Annotated in this window: 23 protein-coding genes and 1 riboswitch; of the genes, 11 read left to right on the top strand and 12 right to left on the bottom strand. The window is 37.0% G+C overall.

Annotation, left to right across the window (positions count from 1 at the left end; genetic code table 11):
* Positions 1-423: 423 nt before the first annotated feature.
* Positions 424-2,256, bottom strand: a complete 1,833-nt coding sequence (locus H4J66_RS15950) for a hypothetical protein (protein WP_182175961.1) — start codon at positions 2,254-2,256, stop codon at positions 424-426.
* A gap of 159 nt (positions 2,257-2,415) precedes the next feature.
* Positions 2,416-2,498, top strand: a riboswitch (cyclic di-GMP riboswitch).
* A gap of 230 nt (positions 2,499-2,728) precedes the next feature.
* Here H4J66_RS15950 and H4J66_RS15945 point away from each other — a divergent pair.
* The gene (locus tag H4J66_RS15945; protein WP_182175960.1) at positions 2,729-3,703 is read left to right on the top strand and encodes a GGDEF domain-containing protein; all 975 of its coding nucleotides are present in this window, start codon (positions 2,729-2,731) and stop codon (positions 3,701-3,703) included.
* Between the two features lie 277 nt (positions 3,704-3,980).
* Positions 3,981-4,280: a cytochrome c gene (locus H4J66_RS15940; protein WP_182175959.1), complete on the top strand. Its 300-nt coding sequence runs from the start codon at positions 3,981-3,983 to the stop codon at positions 4,278-4,280.
* A 73-nt stretch (positions 4,281-4,353) separates the two neighbouring features.
* Here the strand turns inward: H4J66_RS15940 and recQ are convergent, their stop codons facing one another.
* Positions 4,354-6,165, bottom strand: a complete 1,812-nt coding sequence (gene recQ, locus H4J66_RS15935) for a DNA helicase RecQ (RefSeq protein WP_182175958.1) — start codon at positions 6,163-6,165, stop codon at positions 4,354-4,356.
* 164 nt (positions 6,166-6,329) lie between these two features.
* Between recQ and H4J66_RS15930 the strand changes: the two genes are divergently transcribed.
* Both H4J66_RS15930 and rarD read left to right on the top strand, forming a co-directional pair.
* Entirely contained in the window at positions 6,330-6,797 is a 468-nt protein-coding gene (locus H4J66_RS15930) for a thioesterase family protein (RefSeq protein WP_182175957.1), read from the top strand.
* A gap of 253 nt (positions 6,798-7,050) precedes the next feature.
* Positions 7,051-7,974, top strand: a complete 924-nt coding sequence (gene rarD, locus H4J66_RS15925; RefSeq protein WP_182175956.1) for an EamA family transporter RarD — start codon at positions 7,051-7,053, stop codon at positions 7,972-7,974.
* A 615-nt stretch (positions 7,975-8,589) separates the two neighbouring features.
* On the opposite strand, the gene H4J66_RS15920 is transcribed toward rarD, so the two are convergent.
* The 8 genes from H4J66_RS15920 to H4J66_RS15885 form a co-directional block, all read right to left on the bottom strand.
* Positions 8,590-10,500: a YfiR/HmsC family protein gene (locus tag H4J66_RS15920; RefSeq protein WP_182175955.1), complete on the bottom strand. Its 1,911-nt coding sequence runs from the start codon at positions 10,498-10,500 to the stop codon at positions 8,590-8,592.
* Positions 10,501-10,616: 116 nt separating this feature from the next.
* Entirely contained in the window at positions 10,617-11,864 is a 1,248-nt protein-coding gene (locus tag H4J66_RS15915) for a diguanylate cyclase (RefSeq protein WP_259368510.1), read from the bottom strand.
* Between the two features lie 69 nt (positions 11,865-11,933).
* The gene (gene uvrD / locus H4J66_RS15910) at positions 11,934-14,108 is read right to left on the bottom strand and encodes a DNA helicase II (RefSeq protein WP_182175953.1); all 2,175 of its coding nucleotides are present in this window, start codon (positions 14,106-14,108) and stop codon (positions 11,934-11,936) included.
* A 46-nt stretch (positions 14,109-14,154) separates the two neighbouring features.
* Positions 14,155-14,916, bottom strand: coding sequence for an HAD-IA family hydrolase (locus H4J66_RS15905; RefSeq protein ID WP_182175952.1), 762 nt, complete (start codon positions 14,914-14,916; stop codon positions 14,155-14,157).
* An 8-nt stretch (positions 14,917-14,924) separates the two neighbouring features.
* Positions 14,925-15,608: a DUF484 family protein gene (locus H4J66_RS15900; protein ID WP_182175951.1), complete on the bottom strand. Its 684-nt coding sequence runs from the start codon at positions 15,606-15,608 to the stop codon at positions 14,925-14,927.
* Positions 15,609-15,656: 48 nt separating this feature from the next.
* Positions 15,657-16,487: a diaminopimelate epimerase gene (gene dapF / locus H4J66_RS15895; RefSeq protein ID WP_182175950.1), complete on the bottom strand. Its 831-nt coding sequence runs from the start codon at positions 16,485-16,487 to the stop codon at positions 15,657-15,659.
* A 25-nt stretch (positions 16,488-16,512) separates the two neighbouring features.
* The gene (lysA, locus tag H4J66_RS15890; protein ID WP_182175949.1) at positions 16,513-17,763 is read right to left on the bottom strand and encodes a diaminopimelate decarboxylase; all 1,251 of its coding nucleotides are present in this window, start codon (positions 17,761-17,763) and stop codon (positions 16,513-16,515) included.
* A gap of 2 nt (positions 17,764-17,765) precedes the next feature.
* Positions 17,766-17,972 carry a lipoprotein gene (locus tag H4J66_RS15885; protein ID WP_182175948.1) on the bottom strand — a complete coding sequence of 69 codons (207 nt, stop codon included), beginning with the start codon at positions 17,970-17,972 and terminating at the stop codon, positions 17,766-17,768.
* Between the two features lie 81 nt (positions 17,973-18,053).
* On the opposite strand from H4J66_RS15885, the gene cyaY reads away from it, so the two are divergent.
* From cyaY to H4J66_RS15850, 7 genes are read left to right on the top strand one after another with little or no spacing between them, the layout of a single operon-like run.
* Positions 18,054-18,374 carry an iron donor protein CyaY gene (gene cyaY / locus H4J66_RS15880; protein WP_182175947.1) on the top strand — a complete coding sequence of 107 codons (321 nt, stop codon included), beginning with the start codon at positions 18,054-18,056 and terminating at the stop codon, positions 18,372-18,374.
* A 4-nt stretch (positions 18,375-18,378) separates the two neighbouring features.
* A complete protein-coding gene (gene hemC, locus H4J66_RS15875) occupies positions 18,379-19,314 on the top strand; it encodes a hydroxymethylbilane synthase (RefSeq protein WP_182175946.1) in 936 nt (311 codons plus the stop codon).
* A complete protein-coding gene (locus H4J66_RS15870; RefSeq protein WP_182175945.1) occupies positions 19,301-20,059 on the top strand; it encodes a uroporphyrinogen-III synthase in 759 nt (252 codons plus the stop codon). The genes hemC and H4J66_RS15870 overlap by 14 nt, the downstream gene beginning before the upstream one ends.
* Positions 20,052-21,476 (top strand): uroporphyrinogen-III C-methyltransferase, encoded by a 1,425-nt coding sequence (locus H4J66_RS15865; protein WP_182175944.1) that lies wholly within the window; start codon positions 20,052-20,054, stop codon positions 21,474-21,476. Before H4J66_RS15870 ends, H4J66_RS15865 begins: the two co-directional genes overlap by 8 nt.
* Positions 21,476-22,720: a heme biosynthesis HemY N-terminal domain-containing protein gene (locus tag H4J66_RS15860; protein WP_182175943.1), complete on the top strand. Its 1,245-nt coding sequence runs from the start codon at positions 21,476-21,478 to the stop codon at positions 22,718-22,720. Before H4J66_RS15865 ends, H4J66_RS15860 begins: the two co-directional genes overlap by 1 nt.
* A complete protein-coding gene (locus H4J66_RS15855; protein WP_182175942.1) occupies positions 22,717-23,355 on the top strand; it encodes a hypothetical protein in 639 nt (212 codons plus the stop codon). The genes H4J66_RS15860 and H4J66_RS15855 overlap by 4 nt, the downstream gene beginning before the upstream one ends.
* Before the next feature lie 52 nt (positions 23,356-23,407).
* Positions 23,408-23,836: a hypothetical protein gene (locus H4J66_RS15850; protein ID WP_182175985.1), complete on the top strand. Its 429-nt coding sequence runs from the start codon at positions 23,408-23,410 to the stop codon at positions 23,834-23,836.
* Positions 23,837-23,936: 100 nt separating this feature from the next.
* Here the strand turns inward: H4J66_RS15850 and arfA are convergent, their stop codons facing one another.
* Complete coding sequence (gene arfA, locus H4J66_RS15845; protein ID WP_182175941.1) at positions 23,937-24,140, bottom strand: alternative ribosome rescue factor ArfA; 204 nt, start codon at positions 24,138-24,140, stop codon at positions 23,937-23,939.
* A gap of 76 nt (positions 24,141-24,216) precedes the next feature.
* A complete protein-coding gene (gene fre / locus H4J66_RS15840) occupies positions 24,217-24,912 on the bottom strand; it encodes an NAD(P)H-flavin reductase (RefSeq protein ID WP_182175940.1) in 696 nt (231 codons plus the stop codon).
* Between the last annotated feature and the right edge of the window lie 21 nt (positions 24,913-24,933).

Genomic DNA, 24,933 nt, shown 5'->3' with positions numbered 1-24,933 from the left:
CATCTTGCTTAGCGATATGCTCCACAAACTTTTTAAAAGCGTCATCGTCGAAATTTCCATAACACTTTTTAGTGATTGACTGCAGTTTGCCTTTTCCTTTTAAACACTCAATAAAAATTGCTGCATAGTTATTAATCAGTGGTGAAATAATTTCAATCGTCTCAGGCTCTAATGCCTGGCAATTTTTAATTATTTGTAATCGATTTTTAACAAAATCTTCGTGTCACTTGGCAATTATAGCCATAGAGTCTATATAAAACTTATTTTCTTTCTGACTACTACTGAGCTCTTTTTTCATACTAAATAATGCGCGTTGTAGACCTTCCAATCGAAAATAAAAATAAATACTCAAAGCTACAAAAATAACAGCAATGGACAATACAAAAATCATATTAAACCTATTAAAATGAAAAGTAATATTGACTACGCTTTAGTGGTTTCACTTAAACGCGATAAAAATATGTAAGGGTCAATATCTTGTGCTGTGGGTGAACCATAGGCGTAGCGAATTTTAAGTGAATAATCACCTAAATTAGCGAAGAATCTAAGCTTAATCGCGTTAGCTAAACTATTTAACTTAATCGCTATTTCAGCTTGAGTTTGGTGGGGGGCTATCAGTAAATATTCACCATCGTTAATTGTACCCGCTTCATCAAATTCACCTTTGGACTCATTAAGTAAGATCGCTAATGTTTTTGAAACTTCGAGCATAACTTTATGATTAAAGTGAAAGGAAAGCTCTTGCCAGTTAACAACTGATAAGTAGCCAATCGCTAAGGGATAGTCGTATTTCCTCGCCATTTTATAATTTAGTTGATAATTTCTTTTAGTTTGAGAGGGCGTTACCAAATAAGATAATGGCTGTTCCACTTCATCGTATACTTGATTTAAGCGTAACGTTCTTTGCCTTAATCCAAAAAAAACCAACGTAATCAATAATAAAATAACGATCACAATCAATAAATATATGACCTCTTTTTGCGCGATAAATTTTGCACTAAATTGAGTTTGTAACTTACTCTGTTCTGCGAGATTCAGGATTAAATTTCGACTTTTATCATTTGCACTTAACATTTGACTGGAGTCGATAATTAATGAGGGCTCAGCCTTTTTCTGAAACTGTTCAAGTAATACAAGATAATCTTTATGGGCAATTAACGCATTTTTATAATCACCGTTTTTCTGATACATATCACTTAATAAAAGTAATAATTTAGCCTGCTTTTTTGATAGCTTTATGTGTTTAGCATTTAATTCTGCTAGTTGAAGGTAGTGTTGATACAAAGCTTTATTGTTTAATAGACTTGAGGTCTCTGCTAATAAAATTAACGAGGTTAAATAAGGCTTACTTAGGCTCTTTTCATTAAATGTAGCACTGGCTGATAATAGCCAGTTATGTGAATCACTGAACTCTCCCTGCTTTAATAACACCTCTGCCAATCCTAATTCAGCATAGGCAGCACTAATTGGCGCATTTTTATTTTTACCATATTTTTGTGCTTCCCAAAAAGCATTGTAAGCATCATCAAATAAATTTAACTGAAAATAAGCACGGCCTAAGTGTAAATAAGTTTGGTCAATATTAGCTAATTTATCTAAATCAAATTTTAAGGTTAATAACTTATTTTGCATGGTTAGCGATGCTTGATAATCGCCTAAATAATAATGTGCCGTTGCTAAAATTTCTAAAAGACAAAGGTGGTCCTCATACTGAGGATTTACAGAAATCAGCACCTTAACTTGATTAAGATCATTCATCGATAAATCGTTTTTATTTTGCAACGCATAGGTAACAGCTCGATAACTCAAAGCAATTAAGCGATATTTTAGCACTTGTGGAGAATCAGCAATTAAGATGACATTGGTTGCCATATTTTGAGTTTTCTCATACTTCTCCTGTAAATAATAGCCATCTGCAACTTTCAGCAATAAATTAAACTTTATTGCTGGTTCAAGTCCTTGCAGAGAAATTCCATCTTGCGCAAAATGAAATGCCTCGCTATTTTCACCCTTATTATTGGCAACATCAGCAAGAAGGATGAAGGTTTTTCCACGAATTTGGACGGTATAATTTTCTTGAGATCCTAAAATTTTTTTTGAAAGCGTAATAATCTCTTCGTAGGGAAGGTTTTCAGCGTCTTGTAAAAAATAGCGTTCTACATCTTTAATGTTTTGCTCAACGTTTAAAGCATCATTGGCAAAACAAAATGAAGGAGCTATAAAAAAACAAAAGATCAACAACAGCTTACAGGGCATTATGAACTAAAATCCTTTATCTCATGATCAGTAGAGTGATCAGCCATAACCTATAAATTTATCTATTACTTATAGGTTTTCGTTACGGTTCAACAAATTATCCATAATAAAGGTTTACAAGCATAGTTCAACGCTTATAATGAATTTAGAGTTTCTAAAACTCGAAAAGGGCAAATCTAGTGAAAGCTAGAGACGCAAAGTTACCGGTCTAAGGGGAAACCTAGGATAGCGGAACTGCCAAGTATAGATATAGTGGGGGCTTGTCTTTATTTTGAACAGTTTGCTTTCGGTATACTTTGCGGTCCTTCCCTTCTTTTTAATTATTTTCTGCCATATATTAACTTCATTTAAAATACTATATAACTAAGCATATGTTTTTTAAAGACAAAATATATATGTGGTACTTTACTTGTTTTTACTAGAAAATGGTCTATTGATATTGTTAATTGGGTGTACAAATTGAGATGGAACAATGAAATATCATGATTCCATAAAACAAGCTGAACTAAAAATGAACATGGCCGTAAAACAATTACAGCGGTGGCTTTTACCTGTCAGCCCAATTAATTATTCAGTTAGCTACGAATATATTAATAAAAAAAACATTCTTCTTAATACTGCTATTGAAAATAAACTTGCCACAGGTAAAAAACTTGATGATTTCTTCATTGAAGAAAATTATCGTCAGTTCATTTTAGGTCAAAGTAAATTCAGAGATGAACTCATTGACGACCTTAATGACGTTGTCACCCATGTTGAAAAAAACAGCCAAAAATCATCGCAGAGTATTAATAAACTTATTACCACGCTAGACAGTAATGTTTCTGACCTACAATCTAACGATAAAGAAAAAATAGTCGTTGCGGTAAATAGTATTCGCCAAGCATCTAAAGCCTTTAAACTACACCAACAAAAATTTGCTGAACATATTTCTTTTACCCGTAAAAAAACACAAGCTTTGAAAGTTGAATTAAAAGAAGTACGTGAAGAAATTTACATGGATCCACTTACCGGTCTTTATAATCGTAAAGCCATGTCTAAGCATTTAGATTTATGGCTAACAGAAGATCCAAGTCGGCAAGTTGCCGCAATTGTCGTCTGTGTTGATCAAATTTCAGAAGTTAATCTGCAATTCGGTCATTTAATTAGTGATGTTCTCTTATCAAAAATAGCTAGTAAAGTAAGTAGTTATGTTGCTGGCAGCGGCCTACCAATACGTTCTGGTGGCGATGAATTTTTAATTCTGTTGCCTGATATTGACAAAGGAAGTGCTCGAGAAATTGCTGATAAAATAGCACATGGCGTTGAAAAACTGCGCTTTGTTAGTAGTAAGTCTGGTATTAGATTACCTCAAATGACATTATCTACTGGTGTAGGCATATTTAATGTTGCTGAAAATGCCAACAGTATCTTAAAAAAGTCACGTCTGTTGCTACCCGATTTATAGAAAAAATAATACATTAAGTTCTTAATCACTCAACAAGATACTTTTTGCTAAATTAGGTTTTTTCTATCGCTGATATTTTCACTTCAAAAAATAATATCAGTGATAGTATGCTCCCACCTTACTTAATATAAGCGGTAATAATCCTAATATACTCAGTGATAAATCAAAGAAGATCACATTGCTAGTGCTTAGCTAAAAAAAGTCGACGACAGCCTCCTTGTTTTCTCATATACTGAATGTAGTGTAAAATTCCTAACGACTAAGAGAGAAATAAGTTATGAAAAAAATTACTTTAGCTGTTGCTGCTACTTTAATGATGGTATCTCCTGTTTTTGCTGGTGATGTTGCTGCTGGTAAAGCAAAAACTGGTATGTGTGCCGCTTGTCATGGTGTTGCAGGTATTTCTGCAGTTCCAATGTACCCAAATCTTGCTGGACAAAAAGAAGCTTACACGGCGAGCCAATTAAAAGCCTTTAAAGCTGGCACACGTAAAAATGCAATCATGGGACCTATGGCTATGGGTTTGAGTGATGAAGATATCGCGAATATTGCCGCTTATTACGCTAGTTTAAAATAAACTCAATAATTATTGTTGAACCTGGTTCATCAAAAAATAATATTAAAAAACGCTCAATTGAGCGTTTTTTGTTTTAAGCATTATGCTGTTGAATAACCTGCAAAAAGTCATGTCCGTAACGGGCAAGTTTTGTATCACCAATACCATTAATATTTAGCATTTGCTGTGATGTTTTTGGCTTTATACGCGCAAGCTCTGACAACGTTGCATCATTAAAAACAATGAATGGCGCAATATCCTCTACATCAGCAATCGTTTTACGCAAAGTTCTTAATTTAACAAATAAGACACGGTCATAACGTTTATCAGTTTTATCTTGTTGCCAATAACTTGCTTTTTGCAACCTTGGTGAAGCTAACATTAAGGGTTCATCCCCTTTCAACACCGAACGCGATGCTTGTGTTAAAAATAACGCAGATTGTTGAGAGATATCTTGTTGTAAAAATCCTAAATGAATCAATTGTCTAATAATAGCAAACCAATATCCTGGCGTTTTACTTTTACCGATAGCGAAAGTTGACACTTTTTCATGCTGCAGTTGCCTAACTTTTTCGGTTAACTCCCCTCTGAGCACTTGCACAACATGTTCAATATCACCTTGTTGCTTGATACGAAACACACAAGACAAGACTTTTTGTGCGGCTTCAGTAGCGTCAAATTGAGTGGGTGGATCTAAACAAATATCACAGTTACCACATTTTTTTGTGGTAAATTCTGCAAAGTAATTAAGTACAACTTGTCGACGGCAGGTTTGAGCTTCAATAAAGCCTTTTAACGCTTGAAAACGCTGTTGTTCAACATTCACCCTTTCTTCATTATCACCATCAGCTATATACTTAGTAATGCGTTCTACGTCTTTTTCATCATATAAAAATAACGCTTCTGCCACTAAACCGTCTCGGCCAGCACGGCCAATCTCTTGATAATATGACTCAAGTGTTCTCGGAGGTTCAAAATGAATCACAAAGCGAATATTTGATTTATTGATGCCTAGCCCAAAAGCTACCGTGGCAATAACCACTTGAATATTATCTTTGGCAAAACCATCTTGGACAATATTGCGCATCTCTGTTTCCATGCCAGCATGATAGGCAGAACAATTTACACCCGCACTTGCTAACATTTTAGATAACTTCTCAACTTGCCAGCGGCTACTACAGTAAACAATGCCACAATCATCACCACGCTTTTTAATGTAGCGTAACACTTGGTGATCGCCCTTATATTTATCAGCTAAGGTAAAACGAATATTAGGCCGATCAAAACTGTCAAGGTGAATATAAGGATCAGTCAATGCGAGTTGAAGAAGAATATCTCTTCGGGTTGTAACGTCGGCCGTTGCTGTTAACGCCATAACAGGTACCGATGGAAAGCGTTGTTTAATTGTATGAAGTTGTGTGTATGCCGGCCGAAAATCATGTCCCCATTGTGAAATACAATGCGCTTCGTCAATAGCAAATAAACTTATCTGTATGCTCGCTAAGCGTTGCATAAAATAATAATTTTTTAAACGCTCTGGAGCTATGTATAACAACTTAAGCTCACTACGAGATAAACGCTCAAAAATATCATTGATTGTTTCTTGATCTAAACTTGAATTTACAAAAGCTGCTGAAATACCTTGTCGAGTCAAACCATCAACTTGGTCTTTCATTAAAGCGATTAAGGGTGAAACAACTATGGTTATTCCTGGTAATAATACAGCAGGCAGTTGATAACACATCGATTTTCCACCACCCGTTGGCATAAGCACTAAGCTGTCTCGACCCTGAAATAATTGCTGAATAATTTCTAATTGTCCACTTCGAAAAGTTTGATAACCAAAATGATGCTTTAACGCATCTTCAAGCTGAGCTTGTGAGACTGTAGGGGGAGCTTTTAGCAACGGAGTAAACTTTATTAAACAACAATTATTGTTATTTTACCCCAGTCACAAGAAAAGTCGAGAGCACTGTTTTAGTATTTCTTGAATGCTTAGAAAGATAAGTGCTAAGCTGCAATGAGACATTAGACCAGTTAGAAAAATCTGCTGGCTAAATTGGAAGGATTATGACAAATAATTTAGATGAAAAACAGATGATTGAGCAACTTACTTATTTTTGGTCACACAACATTCCCTTTAATAAATTACTGGGCCTAACCGTTAGTAAATTTGATTGTAATACCTCAGAAGTACGTTTTTTATGGCAAGATAAGTTAATGGGTAACCCATTACAGAAAACGCTACATGGTGGTGTTACTGCATCAGCCCTTGATTTTGCTGGTGGTGTTGTCGTGGCAGCAAATATGATTGAACAACTTGAGCACAAAACACCAACAACAATTCAACAAAGTTTGAGCTGCTTAGGAACGATAGATCTGCGTACCGATTATTTACGACCAGGTCGTGGTGAGGAGTTTATCGCCACAGCCCATATTATTCGTAGTGGCAATAAAGTCGCTGTTGCTCGCATGGAATTACATAACGAAAAAGGTGACCACATTGCTTTTGGAACTGGCACTTATTTAGTTGGTTAATCTTCACTGATTAGTTTTCAAAGTGCTGGCTTTGTGTTCATACGATAGCTAGTTTCAGGTCTAGTTAAAAATGTGCAACTGGTATTCATTATAAATGAGTAGTTATTAGCTAATTAAAGTGAATAACGTTAGCAAAAATATTCTCAATATACCGCCAACAATTTGTGGTTATCAAACAAGTAAAGCGCTGAAATAAAAATCATTGTGCTATAATTCGGCTCTTTATTTTTACTGCTAAAGTTTACTGAAAATCATGACTGTAACTGATAACAAAGACCGTAATGGCGTAATTAACGCGATTAGTGCTTATCTGCTTTGGGGTTTAGCGCCCATTTATTTCAAATTAATTTCTTCTATCAGCCCTGATGAAATTATGGTGCATCGTATTATTTGGTCGAGCCTACTGTTATTTTTAATCGTTATCATCAGTAAAAGATCTCGCGTATTAATCGATACACTCAAACAACCTAGGTTATTGGCTAAACTTGCCTTATCCGCTACTTTTCTATTAGTAAATTGGTTTTTATTCATCTGGGCGATAAACAATGATCATCTGCTAGACGCGAGCTTAGGTTATTTTATCAATCCTTTATTTAGTGTCGCACTCGGTGTTATTTTTTTAGGTGAGCGTTTGCGAAAAATGCAGAAGTTCGCCGTTGCGCTGGCATTATGTGGGGTATTAATTCAACTGGTTGTATTAGGTTCATTACCGGTAATTTCATTAGCACTTGCTGGAACGTTCGGTATTTATGGCTTGTTACGTAAAAAAATGCACCTTGATTCTTTTGTTGGTTTATTAATTGAATCAAGCATGATGCTACCGCTCGCGATTGTTTATTGGTTGTTATTTGTTAATACTAATACCGCTAACATGTTTGAAAACAGCTCAAATTTAAACCTGCTATTGATCGCTGCAGGCGTAGTTACTACAGCGCCACTGCTATGTTTTACTGCTGCGGCAAAGAGGTTAACATTATCAACGCTAGGCTTTTTTCAATACATTGGACCCAGTATTATGTTTTTTTTAGCAACCTTCTATTATCAAGAAACATTGCAGCCCGCTAAATTAGTCACCTTTGCTGCTATTTGGTTAGCTTTGGTTATTTATAGCGTAGACTCACTAAAAGCCAGAAATGAAAAACGTAAATTAGCATTAAATGAACGATTAAGTCGTTAATTTTATTGCCGAAATTATATCTAAGGTTGATTAAATACTGGCCTTAAGCCTTTTTATCTGAATAATCTGAAAACTAGAGCCTGCTGCTAGCTTACTTTTAATTTTGATATTACTCTGTAGTTTTTAACTGTTAATAATGCTGTAGACACTATTTAAAAAGACGATGTGATTTAGTTAAGTTAAGTATTGGCTTTAAGCTTTATTGGCAGGGTAATATGAAAACTAGACCCTAATGTTAGCTTACTTTTAATTTTGATCTTACTCTGTAGTTTTTAACTGTTAATAATGCTGTAGACACTATTTAAAAAGACGATGTAATTTAGTTAAGTTAAGTATTGGCTTTAAGCTTTATTGGCAGGGTAATATGAAAACTAGACCCTAGTGTTAGCTTACTTTTAATTTTGATCTTACTCTGTAGTTTTTAACTGTTAATAATGCTGTAGACACTATTTAAAAAGATGATGTAGTTAAGTTAAGTATTGGCTTTAAGCTTTATTGGCAGGGTAATATGAAAACTAGAGCTAGTGTTAGCTTACTTTTAATTTTGATCTTACTCTGTAGTTTTTAACTGTTAATAATGCTGTAGACACTATTTAAAAAGACGATGTAGTTAAGTTAAGTATTGGCTTTAAGCTTTATTGGCAGGGTAATATGAAAACTAGACCCTAGTGTTAGCTTACTTTTAATTTTGATATTGCCTTGTAGTTTTTGACATATAATATTATAAACAATATTCATTCCTAAGCCAGTACCGCCGGAATTTCTTTTGGTGGTGAAGAAAGGTTCAAAAATATTATCTAGCACATGTTGGTTCATGCCATGACCATCATCTTTAAAGACAATAACAACATGACCATCTTGGGTTTTCGTTAACTCGATAGCAATATTGCCTTGTGCTTTATTTTCAAAAGCGTGCTTTAACGCATTCGTGACTAAATTTGTTAGCACCTGCGCTAACGCTCCAGGAATGGTGGTTATTTTCAATTCACTTTCACCGCTATATTGATAACTCACCCTAAAGCGCTTCATTTCTGCCGATAACGTTGACATGACCTCTTCAATATAACTGACTAAATCAATTTCTCGCTCTTCACCCACCATTTGATCTGCTGCGACTTGCTTGAAGTTATTCAACAACTCAATAACACGCTCTAAAGCGTTCGTATTCAAGTTAGAAGCCTTCTCCATACCATTAAAGTAATGTTCCATCGCCGTGCGGGTTAAGTTGCCTGTTTCAAAGTTTTTACGAATCTTTAGGGTACTTTCTAAAGCTGAACTTGTTGATGTTACCGCAATACCAAGTGGGGTATTAATTTCATGGGCAACTCCTGCAGTTAAAGTGCCTAACGACGCCATTTTTTCAGATTGAATTAATTGCTTTTGCATCTTTTGTAAATTTTCGAGCGTACGAGTTAATGTTCGTGTTGTCTGCCTATTTTTAACAAAAAGTACGACCACCAATCCTGAAATCACTACTAACAGGGTAAGAAAGGACGCCATTACAATCAAATAAATTCGCTGTTTATCAATGCGTTCCTCGCGATTATCTAACTCTTGATTTTTTTTATTTAATTGCATGGCTTGAAAACTTATTTGTTGCTGTTGCTGTTGCAAAATATCTTTATTAGTCAATATTTTTTCAGCCATAGCCCTATTTTCTTGTTCTTTATTGACAACCGAGCTTTGCTGGTTCTCTAAGATTGTTTTTGCTACTTTTAACTGGGTTGCTACTTGCTGTAATTGCAGCTCTTTGGTTTTTATCGAGCGTTGCTGTTGTTCAGTATCTATCTTTAGGATATTTAGCTCTTGCTGACGCTTACCTGCCATTTTTTCTTGCTGTGTTAAATTCTTATTTAAGGTATTAAGCTTTTCTTTTGCTGAGGATATTTGATTTTCTTGATCGGTTAACTTTTGGTTCAACCTTGCTTCACGCGCCCTAATGACTTGTAATGCCAACTCTGTTTCTCTATACAAGGTAGCCACCTGAAGTTCAGTCCCCCCTGACAATAATAATTCAGCAGACATCACCAAACCCTCAAAGACAATATTTGATTTATTCACTTCAAAATCTATCGCAGAATTTTCAGCATCGTTAACTAGATTGATCATCACATTATGCTTATCAATACTGTTATCAGTAATCAAAAGTGTGTTGCTACTGCGAAGAATGGCAGCAATATCGGCTATTTCAGTATTGCTATTGGCAGCAGTAAAAAACAAGTCGGTTTGTTTACCCGCTTCGATATTTTTTATGACAATAACTTTGATTGGCTTGTTTCTAATGACACGCTTAGCCAAGGTGTTATTAAGCAAAGCAGCAAAAGTATCATCACCATAAACACCGATAACAAATTGCTGTTTATTATTTTCATTTTGCCAGCTAACATGTTTAATAAAATTGTAAATATAAGCGGCTTTAACTTGCTCACTATCAATTTTCTGGGCAAAAATTGAGCTTGAGGTGCTAATAAAAAAACAAAACAACATCAGCAAAGGTTTGCTCATGAGCATTATTTTTTTCTGCATTTAGTGCACCCTGTTGTTAAAATAGTTTGACCACTTTACTTTTTTTTATAAAAAAAAACACCTATAAGTTAATTCAAGCTCGGCATTACTTTAATATATAAATTTTAACTAAAGCGTTAATCATCAATGCCAAAAAGACTCAATTGATTGCGGCCATTTTCTTTAGCATTATAAAGCGCACTTTCCGCTTGATTCAGTTGTTTAGCAAACGTCTCTTTACTATTACAAACTAAGCCTATGCTGATGTTAAAGGCAATATGGTGCTCTTCAAAAGTTAGCTGAGAAACAGAAATTTCTCGACGAAGATCCTCTAATTTAGTGTAGAGTTGATCCTCATCAGTACCGTACATTAAGACGGCAAACTCTTCACCACCTAAGCGGGCCAGCAAACCTGATCCTAGATGTTTACGCATATATAATGCCAGTACTTTTAAGACATGATCGCCAGCATCATTTCCGTAGTTATCATTGATTTTTTTGAAAAAATCAATGTCGAGCATAGCAACACAATAAGGCATATCTCTTTTAATATATTGCGGCACCAGTTGTTCTGCTTTAGAGAAAAAAGCACGTCTGTTAGGTAAGTCGGTTAAATAATCTACGTTTGCTGCTTTTTGGATTTGTTCAATATTGTTTAAATTCTCAATATTTTGGGTAATTCGACAATAAAACTCTTCTGGGCAAAAAGGTTTACGTAAAAAGTCATCAGCACCATTTTTAATAAAGCGAGCCGAATGCATACCGTTGTCTGCTCCAGATATACCAATAATAGCGAGTTGATCACGACTATAACTTTTACGGATTTCATTGGTTAATTCGATACCGTCCATTATAGGCATTTCCAGATCGGTGATCACCAATTTAATGTCTTTGTGCTGCTTTAAGCGTTCTAGCGCTTGCACACCATCATTGGCTAAATAAACATTAAAGTTGCGGCGTTTTAAGAGCTGAGAAACATAATTTCGTGCCGCTAAAGAATCATCAACTACAAGAATACCTGTGCTGCTGTTGGTTATTTGCCAATGTAAAATACGTTTTAAATAAAGGAAAGCTTGACTATTCTCTTTAGGAATATAGTCAACAACGGGCTGAGCAAGTATTTGCTGTCGAGTAGTCTCATCCATTTTACCTGTCATAACGACACTTGGAATACCATGAGAGAGCACACAAGCTATTGCTTCGCCATTGGGAGCATCTGGTAAGGCATAATCTATAGTGGCTGCAAAAAAATCATTTTTGCCCTGTAAAATATCTTCTACTTCGGCAAGTGTGGTAGCAATAGTTACCTGATAATTTAATGCCTCGCCAATTTGCTTAATAACACGAGCAATAGGCTTACTGTCTTCTACTACAAGTAACTGCATTGACATATAATCTCATACCTTATTTTTATAATGGCATCACATGAAAGAACCAATTATTTTCATGTGATATTAAACGATGGCTTGTAAGTTAGCATAGGCGACCACTAGCCATTTACTACCTACACCAGCAAAATTAACTTGAATACGACTTTGAGCTCCTGAACCTTCATAATTTAAGACAACGCCTTCACCAAATTTAGCATGAACAACTGACTGTCCTAAACTAAAGCCGCTGTTCTCAAAAGTTTCCAGGGTGAAAGTCGAAGAAAACTTGCCTTTAGTTGATGGACGAGTCACTTGGTTTTGTAATCTTATTTCTTCGGTACACTCAGGAGGTAATTCACGTAAAAAGCGACTGGCTTTATGAAATTTTTCTTGTCCATAAAGTCGGCGACTTTCTGCATGACACAAGTATAGCTTATTCATAGCACGTGTCATGCCGACGTAACATAAACGCCTTTCCTCTTCTAAACGACCTATTTCTTCTACTGATTTTTGTGAGGGAAACATTCCCTCCTCTAAGCCGGCAATAAACACTAATGGAAACTCTAAACCTTTCGCAGAGTGCATAGTCATTAACTGCACAGCGGGTTCATAATCATCGGCTTGTGACTCGCCAGCCTCAAGGGCAGCATGTGTTAAAAACGAGGTGAGTTTTGTTTGTTCTTCTATTAACTCTGGGTCCGCTTCGAATGTCTGACAAGCCGTAACAAGCTCATTTAAGTTTTCTATTCTTGCCTCGGCACGTTCACCTTTTTCAGCTTGATACATGGCTTTTAAACCACTGTGATGAATAACATAGTTGGCCTGTTGGTCGAGGTCAAGGTGACTAGAGTCATCTTCGAGAGTGTCGATAATATTAATAAAATTTTGAATGACTTTCGCACTTCGTCCTTTCAATTCATCATTTTTTAGCATGAATTGACACGCTTGCCATAATGTCATTTCTAAACTGCGCGCAGCGTCACGTATTAACGATAGGCTAGTATTACCAACGCCACGTGTTGGGGTATTAATAATACGTTCAAAAGCCGCATCATCATCGCGATTATTTAGTAAGCGTAAGTAAGCAAGTGCATCCTTAATTTCTAAACGTTCAAAGAAACGTTGACCACCGTAAATACGATAAGGTAAGCGACTCTGCAAGAGCGCTTCTTCGAGTAAACGAGATTGCGCATTACTGCGATATAAAATAGCGACATCATCTAAGCTGCCTTCTTTACGCCAATCCGTAATTCGACCTGCAATAAAGCGAGCTTCGTCTATCTCGTTGAATGCGGTATAAATAGATATTTTTTCGCCCGCTTCATCTTCGGTCCACAACTTTTTACCTAAGCGGTTATTATTATTGGCGATAAGTTTATTAGCCGCATTAAGAATATTGGCTGTGGAGCGATAATTCTGTTCTAAACGTATAGTTTTTGTGTCGTCAAATTCATTAAGAAAACGCTGAATATTTTCAATTTTTGCGCCACGCCAGCCGTAAATTGATTGATCGTCATCACCAACAATCATCACCTTACTCGATGCGTTACCTAGAATATTTAACCAGGCGTATTGAATAGCATTGGTGTCTTGAAATTCATCGACTAAAATATGCTTAAAGCGTTGCTGATAATGGGCAAGCAAAACGGGATTATTCAACCATAGTTCATGGGCACGCAGTAATAACTCGGCAAAATCGACTAAACCGGCTCGATCACAAGCTTCTTGATATCCTTGATAAACTTTAACAAATGTTTGCTCAGTGGGATCATCATAAACCTCTATGTGCTGTGGACGAATGCCTTCATCTTTTTTTCCATTGATATACCACTGCATCTGCTTGGGTGGCCAACGTTTTTCGTCAATACCTAACGAACGTACAATGCGCTTAACTAAGCGCAGTTGATCATCTGAATCAAGTACTTGAAAATTCTGTGGTAATTTAGCTTCTTGAAAATGCATACGGAGTAAGCGATGGGCTAAACCATGGAAAGTACCGACCCACATACCATGAACATTACCTTCAACTGTTTTCTCAACACGCACTCGCATTTCTGCTGCGGCTTTATTGGTAAAAGTAACAGCTAAAATACTATGAGAAGAGGCGTTTTCAACTTGCATTAACCAGGCAATACGTTGCACTAACACCCGAGTTTTACCACTTCCTGCGCCAGCTAATACCAACATATTTTGTAGTGGAGCGGCGACAACATCTCGTTGTTTTTCATTGAGTGACTCAAGTAGTTCAGAAACGTCCATAACGGAAAAATAACCTTAGAAAAGTAGAAAGTAAGTATAGATGAAATTATAACAAGTGACACAATTCGCTAATATCTGCTAACTCAATATTAGGTAGAACAGTTAGTGGTTTACCAACGTCATAGCAAGAAATCCATGCGGTTTGGCAGCCTGCATCGATAGCACCTAGAATATCAGAGCGGCCACAATCACCAACATGTAGTAGTTGTGACGGTTTTATTATTAATTTTTCGCAAGCTTCGGCAAACATATCTGCTGCGGGCTTTTGTCGTAGTCGTTGATTTTTATTTAAAGCTGTCGTTGATAAATCACCGGCATGAAATCGATAGCTAAAATAAGCTGAAATACCTATTTTATCTGTATCAACATTGCCGTTACTGATGGCCACCAAGGGATATTTTTTTTGTAGGCTTTGTAATAATTGATGCACCGCTTCTGGCACAACAAAATCGCTGCGTTGTTGGACAAAATAATCTAACGCTTTTTGTGCTTGGTCATTGGCAATGTCATCAGCTAAACCCAATACCTTCATACCTAAGGTGTAAGTGGCTAAACGCATATCACCCATATGGTGTATTAATTGTGGGTTCGCTGCTATAGCTTGCTCGCGAAAAGGCGACCAAAAGCGATAATCAAAAATAATGTTTTTTGTCGCATGAGTGGCAATTGTCTGTAATGAGAAAAGTGCCGAAAAATAAGCAACCATTTTGGCATCTGTTGCCATCATTACCGGATAATTACTATACAGGGTATCATCAAGGTCAAAACTAATGGCTTGGAAAGGGGTTAAGCGACGATAAAATTTCATTGTTTGTGTTATTTATACAGTTGTTGAAAAAGTAATTTTGCCACCAGCTTTCTAAATTGACTAAGCAATAAAGTATCCATGCGTGGATCAAAGTGGTCGGCGTCGGCACTGCTTATGGCTATAAAGCCAATGTCATCATTAATATGGTTTAGCTTAATTAAGACCACAGAGCCTTCTTGATGTTGCGAAAAAATAAGTTCTTGCTCGCTTTTTTGTAAGCGGCCAAAATAATAATCATCTTTGGATAAACGATTATTCATCACCCCTGCACAATCGTTTTTAACGATGCTAGCATGGCTAACCTCAGTATTTTCTTTTAACCAGACTTTTAAACCCGATAATGACAATAATTCAGTGGTGGCTTGGTACAAACAATCAAGCAACTCAGTCGCGGAGCTACAATCTAATAAGCGTAAATATAAGTCGCTATACAAAGCAAAAAGCTGTTCATTATGGTTAGCTATCGCCATAAGTTGAGTGATTTCTTCTTCTAGACCATGAATTTTTTGACGTTGCTGGCTTTGTTGTCTTTGCACTAACGAGACTGTGCCACGATGAACATCGGATAAACGAAGGCTAGTGATCAGCTCAGGATTACGATTAAAAAATTCAGGGTTATCATGTAAGTAATCAACAATGAGATCATCGGTTAAACTTACTTCATCTAATTGTATTGGGGTTGAGTCGTTCAAATTAATTCTCTATATCTTGAATAGTTAAATAAGCTAACTTTATGCCGATTATAAATTTAATTGCCCGTCAAATACATGTACGGCTGGGCCGGTCATTTTGACTGAATTACCCGGTCCTTTCCAATAAATCTTTAACTTACCGCCCGGTAATTCCACCGTAACATCTCGACCTAATTTATTTTGTATTTGGCCAATAACTACCGCTGCACAAGCACCACTACCACAGGCTAACGTTTCAGCGGAACCACGTTCATAAACACGAAGTTTAATATAGTCAGGGGCAACAATTTCCATAAAGCCAACGTTCACTTGCTGGGGAAAGCGTTCGTGATGTGACAAAGCTTTACCTAACGTCTCAACAGGAGCCTCATCAACCGAGTCAACTGTCAACACACAATGTGGATTACCTAAAGAAACCACGCCACACAATACGGTGTCTTCATCACTGCGAAGAATGTAAGTACCTTCTACTTTTTGGGCAGTAAATGGAATTTGGCTTGGTTCAAACTTAGGTGTTGGCATATTCACTGAAACGTTACCATCACGTTCAACAAATAAGGTCATCTTGCCTGACTGTGTCGACACCTTAATTTTATTTTTATTTGTTAAGCCTTTTAAACGCACAAATTTAGCAAAACAACGAGCACCATTGCCACACTGCCCAACTTCACTACCGTCGGCATTAAAGATGCGATAATGAAAATCTAAATCGGGATCGTACGGTGGCTCAACCACTAACACTTGATCAAAACCGACACCGAAATTACGATCGGATAACTGCTTTATTTGCTCATTAGACAAATAAACATTCTGGGTAACATTGTCTAGTACTAGGAAGTCGTTACCTAAACCGTGCATTTTTGAAAAATTAACTAACATTTACTTCCCATATTCAATTTAATACTTATTTTGGTAACAAAGACTCGCCTTGCCATAATTGCTCAAGTGTTTCCCGAGCACGGATCAAATGATTTTTTTCACCATCAACCATAATTTCAGCCGCTTTTGGACGACTATTATAATTTGAACTCATCGAAAAACCATAGGCACCCGATGAACGTATCGCTAAGAGATCACCAGCCACGATACTTAGTTCTCGAGCTTTACCCAAAAAATCACCGGTTTCACAAATAGGACCAACAATGTCGTAAGTTTTTTTACTGGTGACTTCATTTTTTTCAACTTCGATAATCGCTTGCCATGCTTGATAAAGCGACGGACGAATTAAATCATTCATTGCAGCATCAACAATCGCAAAATGCCTATCTTGATTCGTTTTAAGTAATTCAACTTCGGTCACTAAAATTCCAGCATTAGCCATAATGGCACGACCGGGCTCATAAATCAGTGTAATATCACGATCGGCTAACTTATCCGCAATCGCTTTCGCGTATTCGTTAGGGTGAGGTGGTGTTTCGTTGTTATAACATACGCCTAAACCGCCGCCAACATCGATATGTGATAAACTAATATTTACCTCTGCGAGGCGGTCAACAAGTGCGAGTACTCGATCAAGTGCGTCTAAAAAGGGTTGTACTTCAGTTAACTGCGAACCAATATGGCAATCAATACCCTTTACAGCAATATTTGATAAACTATTGGCGTGTTGGTAAAGCTCAAAGGCATCATCAATACTAATACCAAATTTATTTTCTTTTAAGCCTGTCGATATATAAGGATGCGTACCAGCATCTACATCAGGGTTTACTCTTAAAGAGACCGGTGCAGTTATTTTCATCCGCTCGGCTACCTGCTGAATACGCGTTAATTCTGCAGCTGATTCAACATTGAAACAGTAGATACCCTTTTCTAGTGCAAAAGCAATCTCATCTGATTTTTTGCCAACGCCCGAAAACACCACTTTGCGGGCATCACCGCCAGCTTGTAATACACGAGCAAGTTCACCTTTTGAAACAATGTCAAAACCACTACCTAAAAGTGCCATCACGTTGAGTACGGCAATGTTACTGTTGGCTTTCACCGCATAACACACTAAATGTGGTTTATCACCAGCCGCTTGGTCAAACGCATGCCAGTGGCGCTCAATAGTCGCTCGTGAATATATATATAACGGCGTACCATGTTGCTTAACAAGTTGAGTAACGGCACAATCTTCAGCATACAGTGAAGTATTTTTGTAATTGAAAAAATCCACGATTAATTTTCCTGCGATTTTGGTGCTGGTGAGTTTGGTTTTGGCTGTGTATTAGCGTGCTCGGTTTGCTGCTGTACTTTTACTTGCACAGATTTTTGCGTTAGTGGACCTTTAATTCCACATCCACTTAAAAGCACTGGTATAATAAAAAACGCTAAAATAATTGAATTTTGTTTACGCATACTTGATTTATTCGATTTTTTTATCATGATAGACGTTTTATAATCCCATGACCAACAAATAGCTAGCAAAGATGAATAAATTTCATTGCGCTAGAAAAGGAAGCATTAATGAACGACAGCCAATACAATTTACTTGCCGATGAAATTATTCTTCAAATAGAAGAAGCCATTGAAGATTGTGGTACCGACATTGATTATGAAGGTGTGGGTGGCATGCTAACTCTCACCTTTAAAAGTGGTAGCAAAGTCATCATTAATAAACAAGCACCCTTGCAGGAAATATGGGTAGCAACTAAATTTAATGGTCATCATTTTCAGTGTGAAGATAGCCAATGGACAGACAAACGTGGTGGTGGCGAACTTTGGCAATTCTTATCAAAAGCGATCAGTATTCAGGCCGACACCGAAATAACTATTAGCGCAGGATAATTTAATGAGCACAACAACTGTACGCATTGCCACACGTAAAAGTGCACTCGCTTTATGGCAAGCCGAATATGTAAAAGCACAATTAGAGCATTTCCACGCGGGCATTATTGTTGAACTTGTTCCCATGACCACCAAAGGCGATATTATTTTAGATACACCTTTAGCCAAGGTCGGTGGTAAAGGTTTATTTGTTAAAGAACTCGAAGTTGCCATGTTAGAAGACCGTGCTGACATCGCGGTTCATTCAATGAAAGATGTCCCGGTAGAATTTCCTGAAGGGCTAGGTTTAGAAGTGATTTGTCCACGTGAAGACCCCCGTGATGCCTTTGTTTCTAATACCATTAACAGTTTAGCCGAACTGCCACAAGGTGCTGTTGTTGGTACTTCAAGTTTACGTCGTCAATGCCAAATTAAAGCCATGCGCCCAGATTTAGACATTCGTGATTTACGCGGTAACGTAAATACCCGTTTAAAAAAATTAGATAATGGCGAATATGATGCCATTATACTTGCTGCAGCAGGATTAATACGTTTGGCAATGCCTGAACGAATTCAAGAGTTTATTGAACCCGAGGTCATGTTGCCAGCAAACGGACAAGGTGCTGTGGGTATTGAATGTAGAACCAACGATGAAGCCCTTAAAGCTTTACTTGCACCATTAGGTTGTGAAACTACCCGTATTCGGGTGTTAGCAGAACGAGCGATGAACCGTGCTTTAGAAGGTGGTTGCCAAGTCCCTATTGGGAGCTATGCTGTCATTCAAAACAATGGTCAAGTTTTTTTACGTGGTCTAGTGGGAGCAACTGACGGTAGTGAAATACTCACCAGTGAAATAACCGGTGAAAGTAAAGATGCAGAACAACTAGGTAATATACTGGCTGAGCAACTCCTTGAAAAAGGCGCTGATAAAATATTGCGTCAGGTTTATGCACAACAGTAACACACACGTTTTAATCACACGTCCTGAAAAAGCAGGACGTGCTTTAGCGCAACAGTTAAAAAGTATTGGCATTGACAGTCACTGCCAACCGTTCTTTGATTATCAATCACTTGCTTGTAAAATCACCACTAAAAAGCTCATCAAACAATATCCTCAAGCCATTGTTATTTTTGTCAGTGTCGCTGCGGTCGAGTTTGCTCATTGCGCTGTTAATTTTTCTCAATGGCAACAAAAACGCGTGATTGCTATCGGTAGCTCAACACTAAACGCTTTAAAAGCAAAAGGGCTTAGTGCGGTTTCCCCTGAACTTCATACCAGCGAAGGTTTATTAACACTTAATATACTCGATGAAAAAAAAATCAGTGGCGAAACCATTATTATTGTTCGTGGTGACGGTGGTCGAGAGCATATTGCCCAGCAACTCACCTTGCGAGGCGCCAAGGTTCACTATTTAGAAAGCTATAAAAAAGTCTGGCTTACCGTCACGCAAAGACAGGTTCAACAATGGCGAAATCAACAAATAAATTGTATTGTCATCACCAGTAACGCTTTGCTAGAAAGCATAGTACACTTAATAAAGCATTCAGAGAGTTATTGGCAAACCACTTGTTTATGGATTGTCGCTAGTAAGCGCATTGCCGAACAAGCGAAACAACTAGGGTTACTCAATATCATTAATGCTAACGGTGCTAATGATCAAGCCATGCTTAGTGCAATCACTTCATATGGAAAAAATAATGACTGATAAAAAGCTAAACGAGTCAAATACTTCAGAAAAAAAATCGACTGAAAAAAAGTCAGATCAAGGTATTTCAACTTCTATTTCACTAGCATCAGCGACAACGGTATCCTCGAGTGAAGAGCAGAAGTCCCACGAAAAAAATAAAGCCTCAAGTGTGGTTAACGAGAAAAAACCAGCCATTAAAACCTCAGAAAAAAAAGCTAAACCATCGGTGACGAATGATACAAAGGTGAATAAACAAAAGTTATCTAAGACTGCTGTAGTTTCCTTAATCATAGCTTTAGCAACAAGTGTTGGTGTCGGCGGTTTATATTACTGGGATATGCAGCAACAAGCACAGAGCAAGGCAGAATTATTACAACAAACTCAGCAAATTTTAGCTACTAGTGAGCAAAAAACCCAACAAAGTTTGGCCAGTAGTAAGCAAAAAGTTAAGCAGTTATTTGCTCAGCAACAAACCATGTTTTCACAACGTTTAAACCGTGAGATTGCAACAATAACAACAGACAGCCAAGTTAAAATCGCTCAACTTGAAAAGGCTGTTGAACGATTATCACAAAATCAACCCAGTGATTGGTTATTACACGAAGCAGAGTACCTTATTCGTATTGCCACTCGCACGATGTGGCTAGAGCAAGATACAAGAGCAGCAATTGGCTTGCTAAAAGATGCAGATATGCGCCTCAAAGAACTTAAAGATCCGCAGTTTTTACCTATTCGCCAATTAATTCGTCAAGACATCGCACAGTTAACATTAATACCTGTTGTAGACAACGAAGATACCGTTATGACCTTAATGGCGATGAGTCAACAACTGGCAAACTTACCCTTGGCTATGGTTAAAATTCCAGATAATGACAACAAGAGCAGTGATTTCACATTATCTGAAAGCACCAATGATTGGCGAGAAAATCTTGCAAAAACATGGCAAAAAATTCTTGCAGATTTTATTACTGTCCGCAGAAGTAGCGGTAATGTAAAGCCATTAATGTCGCCACAACATCAACAAAATCTTATTGAAAACCTTAGCTTAAAGTTACAATTAGCTCAGTGGGCAGTGACAGAGAAAAAACAGAAAATTTATAATCAAACCTTAAATGACATTCAACTATGGTTAACAGAATACTTTGATATGCAAAAAGTTGAAAATCAAAGCTTTTATCAAGCTATTCAAAAACTAAAAGGTAAGATAATCACTTATGATTACCCCAGTACGCTTTTATCGCTAAAAGCGATGAGTAAAGTGCTAGCAGAAACGCCCTTAAAACCAACACTTGATCAATTAACGCCTCAAGTAATGCCTGATAAATTACACGAGGACAAAGAAAAAGCACTTAATGGCTCATCTAGAGCACTAACTGAAGAAGTTGCACCACAAGAGTCAAAAGTACAGCCTAACAGCACAAATGAGGCCTTATAATGAAAAAATTAATACTGTGGATATTAATATTTTTTGCTGCGGTTGCTATTAGCCCACTGCTAATAAATGAAAAAGGTTATATCTTAATTGCGATGGGCGATTTAACCATAGAATCAACCGTAGTAATGGCATGTATCATGTTAACGCTATTATTTATCGCCTTAGGGTTATCGATGACACTTGTACGTGGCAGTCTACGTTTGGGTTTTGGCAGCTGGAACAAAATTGCTTTTGCTAATCGCCGTCGAGGTTTAAGGGACTTTAATCGCGGTATTGCTGCCTTTATTCTTGAGGACAACCAGCAAGCAGAACATTTGTTTGCTAAAGCGGCTGAACCCTCAAAATTTACTCATACGTCTTATCTATTGGCTGCTGCAGCATCGTCAAAACAATCGCTGCGATCAAACACAAATCACTATCTAGCTTTATTAGCGCAAGAAGACAATGGCGTTAAAGGCTCTGGTTTAGAATCAATACTCGTGACAATTAAATTATTAATCTCTCAGGAAGACTTTCCACAGGCACGGAGTATTATTGATAAACATCACAAACAAATTGGTCATGATGCAAGGTTATTAAGCTTAGAGATCATCTTAAGCTTGCAAGAAAAACGTTTTGATTATGTGATAGAGCAACTTGTTTCAGCCCGTAAACAAAAAGCTATTACAAATGAAAAAATAGCACTATGGGAAGCAAGCGCTTTCTACGGTGCTTTTAATGAAACTATACGCAAAGAAAATAACGATTCATTGGCACAGCGGTGGCATAAACTGACTCGCAAATTAAAACATAATGAAGTTATTCTCTGGGCTTATTGTCGAGTATTAGCCGAGCACAAAATTACTGAGCCACTTAATAAAATATTATTACCCGTGATAAAAAAAGGCGCAGATGATACTTTTTTAAAGAATATTCGCCAGCTACCTATTTTGGCTACTGATGAATTAATCGGTGCCGTTCAAAAACAGTTACATAATGATCCTCACAGCGGAAAATGGTTAAGTTGTTTAGCTAATTTAGCCGCAAAATCTCAACAACTGCCGATGGCAGAAAAAGCCTTTAATAGCCTGATTAATTTAGCAGATACACAATATGATGTTATTGATTTACTCAGTTTTTCTCAAGTATTAGAGCAGCAAGGCGAATATAAAAAAGCCAATCAAGTATTAAATAAAGCTTTAGGTCAAATTGACAATTTTAAGAATAATACCTTAGCTATAAATAACGGAAATGAACAAAAATGAATTTAACAGTCGACTTTAAAAAACCTGAAATTGCCGGTGCTTTTGATTGGCAATTATGCCAAGAAATCAATGTAAAAAACGAGCAAGGCGATATTATTGCTAAAGCTGAAATTGAGCTAATCACCCTTAATAAACACCGAGATGCTGTTGGCTCTTATACTTTATTAGCCAACGAAGATACTGACTGGGAAATTCCACTTAACCTTTATTTTAAAGGTCAAAACCTCGAGCAGGGCTTGTGTGAACAATTAAGCATTACGGCTGAGACCAAAAAAGCTAAAACACATATTTTACTTGAAGCGATCAGTGTTCTGCCACGATATCGTAGACAAGCGATTGGGCAATACCTGCTTAGAGAAATTGTTAAACATCATCAAAAAGCTCAATCTATTACGGTATTAAGCATGCCTATGCATCTCTTTGTTGATGCCGATGAATGTGAGGATGAAGGTATTAAAGCTTATTATCAAGCGGCTGATTTGCAAACTGAAAAAGTAACGATAGATGATCTCACTCACTTTTTTACTAAAAGTGGCTTCGTTGATTTTACTGTCGACGAAAGTTTACTGGCTGAGCCTTTACCCTATCAAATATTTGTAGGTAGCCCACACAGTATATTAAAAGACTCAATCTAAAAATATTTTGAACTTAAACACCTATATCAAAATCAAATAAAAGAGGCCCACTATGTTTAGCATTCACGGAGAATGGAAAATTGAAGTTTGTGGCAATGTTGTTGTGCAATCGTTTTCTAGTACTTGGAACGAAGAGGCTATAATTGCTTATGCTAAAGAGTTTCGTGCTAAAGCAAGCCCCCTTAAAGGTAGCCCTTGGGCTATTGTTTCTTCTTTTGAGGATTGGGAGTTCGGTGTTCCTGCAATTGATAAACATGTCGAAGAACATTGCCAGTGGTTCAAGGATAATGGTTGTAGTAAAGATTGTCATATTTACACAAAGAGCGCTGCCAAAGAAATGCAACTAGAAAGGCTAATACCGCATACCAATGCGTCTTATGAACGGCAAGTATTTACCAATGCTGAAGATGCATCGACTTGGTTGGCGAGTCATGGATTTTTAATTGATAGTTTAAGTATCGATCGAATCACCAATAAATAGCCACTTAATCTAGTCAGTCATTATAAAAAATAAGATAGTCATCAGTACCTACGTCATGATGACTATCTTCACAAAGCCCTATTTAATAAATACTAACGTACTAAGCATTCATTAAATAAGGTTCTCTACCTTGATGTTTGTTACCACGTTTGAATGAACCTTTACCTTTTTTAGCCTGCACCACTTGCAGCTTATAAACTTTCGATGTGACAAGAGCCGCGAAAAAATTATCTTTGATTTTTCCTCGGCCTAAGTCTGTTGCTAAAGTATTTTGCAATACTTGACCCTGCTTATTTTTACTCATTAATTTTTCTCTTCTATAATAAAAGCCATCGGTATGATGGCTTTATCGGTCATTCATTTAAAAACTTTATCTGATATTAAATATAGGCAAAAGCATCAGCAAACATATGTTCAACTAAGGCGCCTTGCGCTAAAAAGTCGGTGCGAACTGCGCCCACCATATCAAAACGCCCTGCCAAATAAATATCATAATCGGCTAAATTTTTAATATCTTTCATCACAACGTGGTGAACCATACCCACTTGTCCTTGCCAGTTATCATCTGGGTTCTCTACAACTGGGTGAAAAGTACCGTTTTGTAAACCTGCAATAATCTTAGCCGTTTTTTCTAGTTCATAACAAGCACTTTGATCACGCAACCCCCAATAAACAGTAATCTTTCGTGATGACCTTTGTGACGCTAACAATTCATACATAGATTTTATATAAGAAAATCCTGTACCACCCGCTAAAAGTAAAAGCGGACGTTCACTTTCACTACGCAGCTGCGCATTACCTAATGGCATTTCAACAGTAACGGTGTTATTGGCTTTAATATGTTCAATAACTTGCATTGGGTAACTGTCAGCACCTGAAGCACCTATTTGTAGTTCAATTAATTCAGCCTTGGGTGCACTGGCAATTGAGAATGGACGTTTATCATCCTCACTCATCACAAAATTTAAGTATTGGCCGGCTTGAAAATCGATTTGCTCACTTGGCTTTAATAGCACTTTATAAACAAACTCTGTCAGAGATGTTAATGATTCTACCTGACACTTAATTTTATTCATTTATTTAAACCTTTCATTATT

Origin of the sequence: Colwellia sp. MB3u-55, from assembly GCF_014076785.1 — a bacterium.
In the GTDB taxonomy this organism is placed as follows: domain Bacteria; phylum Pseudomonadota; class Gammaproteobacteria; order Enterobacterales; family Alteromonadaceae; genus Colwellia_A.
Note: the sequence above shows the minus strand (reverse complement) of the source record. Positions and strands in the feature narration are given on the sequence as shown.

What these genes read in the sequence shown, in the direction of transcription:
- H4J66_RS15950 (WP_182175961.1), bottom strand. Translation starts at nt 2,256, where the DNA reads ATGCCCTGTAAGCTGTTGTTGATCTTTTGTTTTTTTATAGCTCCTTCA.
- H4J66_RS15945 (WP_182175960.1), top strand. Translation starts at nt 2,729, where the DNA reads ATGAAATATCATGATTCCATAAAACAAGCTGAACTAAAAATGAACATG.
- H4J66_RS15940 (WP_182175959.1), top strand. Translation starts at nt 3,981, where the DNA reads ATGAAAAAAATTACTTTAGCTGTTGCTGCTACTTTAATGATGGTATCT.
- H4J66_RS15930 (WP_182175957.1), top strand. Translation starts at nt 6,330, where the DNA reads ATGACAAATAATTTAGATGAAAAACAGATGATTGAGCAACTTACTTAT.
- rarD (WP_182175956.1), top strand. Translation starts at nt 7,051, where the DNA reads ATGACTGTAACTGATAACAAAGACCGTAATGGCGTAATTAACGCGATT.
- H4J66_RS15920 (WP_182175955.1), bottom strand. Translation starts at nt 10,500, where the DNA reads ATGCAGAAAAAAATAATGCTCATGAGCAAACCTTTGCTGATGTTGTTT.
- H4J66_RS15915 (WP_259368510.1), bottom strand. Translation starts at nt 11,864, where the DNA reads ATGCAGTTACTTGTAGTAGAAGACAGTAAGCCTATTGCTCGTGTTATT.
- uvrD (WP_182175953.1), bottom strand. Translation starts at nt 14,108, where the DNA reads ATGGACGTTTCTGAACTACTTGAGTCACTCAATGAAAAACAACGAGAT.
- H4J66_RS15905 (WP_182175952.1), bottom strand. Translation starts at nt 14,916, where the DNA reads ATGAAATTTTATCGTCGCTTAACCCCTTTCCAAGCCATTAGTTTTGAC.
- dapF (WP_182175950.1), bottom strand. Translation starts at nt 16,487, where the DNA reads ATGTTAGTTAATTTTTCAAAAATGCACGGTTTAGGTAACGACTTCCTA.
- H4J66_RS15885 (WP_182175948.1), bottom strand. Translation starts at nt 17,972, where the DNA reads ATGATAAAAAAATCGAATAAATCAAGTATGCGTAAACAAAATTCAATT.
- cyaY (WP_182175947.1), top strand. Translation starts at nt 18,054, where the DNA reads ATGAACGACAGCCAATACAATTTACTTGCCGATGAAATTATTCTTCAA.
- hemC (WP_182175946.1), top strand. Translation starts at nt 18,379, where the DNA reads ATGAGCACAACAACTGTACGCATTGCCACACGTAAAAGTGCACTCGCT.
- H4J66_RS15870 (WP_182175945.1), top strand. Translation starts at nt 19,301, where the DNA reads ATGCACAACAGTAACACACACGTTTTAATCACACGTCCTGAAAAAGCA.
- H4J66_RS15865 (WP_182175944.1), top strand. Translation starts at nt 20,052, where the DNA reads ATGACTGATAAAAAGCTAAACGAGTCAAATACTTCAGAAAAAAAATCG.
- H4J66_RS15860 (WP_182175943.1), top strand. Translation starts at nt 21,476, where the DNA reads ATGAAAAAATTAATACTGTGGATATTAATATTTTTTGCTGCGGTTGCT.
- H4J66_RS15855 (WP_182175942.1), top strand. Translation starts at nt 22,717, where the DNA reads ATGAATTTAACAGTCGACTTTAAAAAACCTGAAATTGCCGGTGCTTTT.
- H4J66_RS15850 (WP_182175985.1), top strand. Translation starts at nt 23,408, where the DNA reads ATGTTTAGCATTCACGGAGAATGGAAAATTGAAGTTTGTGGCAATGTT.
- arfA (WP_182175941.1), bottom strand. Translation starts at nt 24,140, where the DNA reads ATGAGTAAAAATAAGCAGGGTCAAGTATTGCAAAATACTTTAGCAACA.
- fre (WP_182175940.1), bottom strand. Translation starts at nt 24,912, where the DNA reads ATGAATAAAATTAAGTGTCAGGTAGAATCATTAACATCTCTGACAGAG.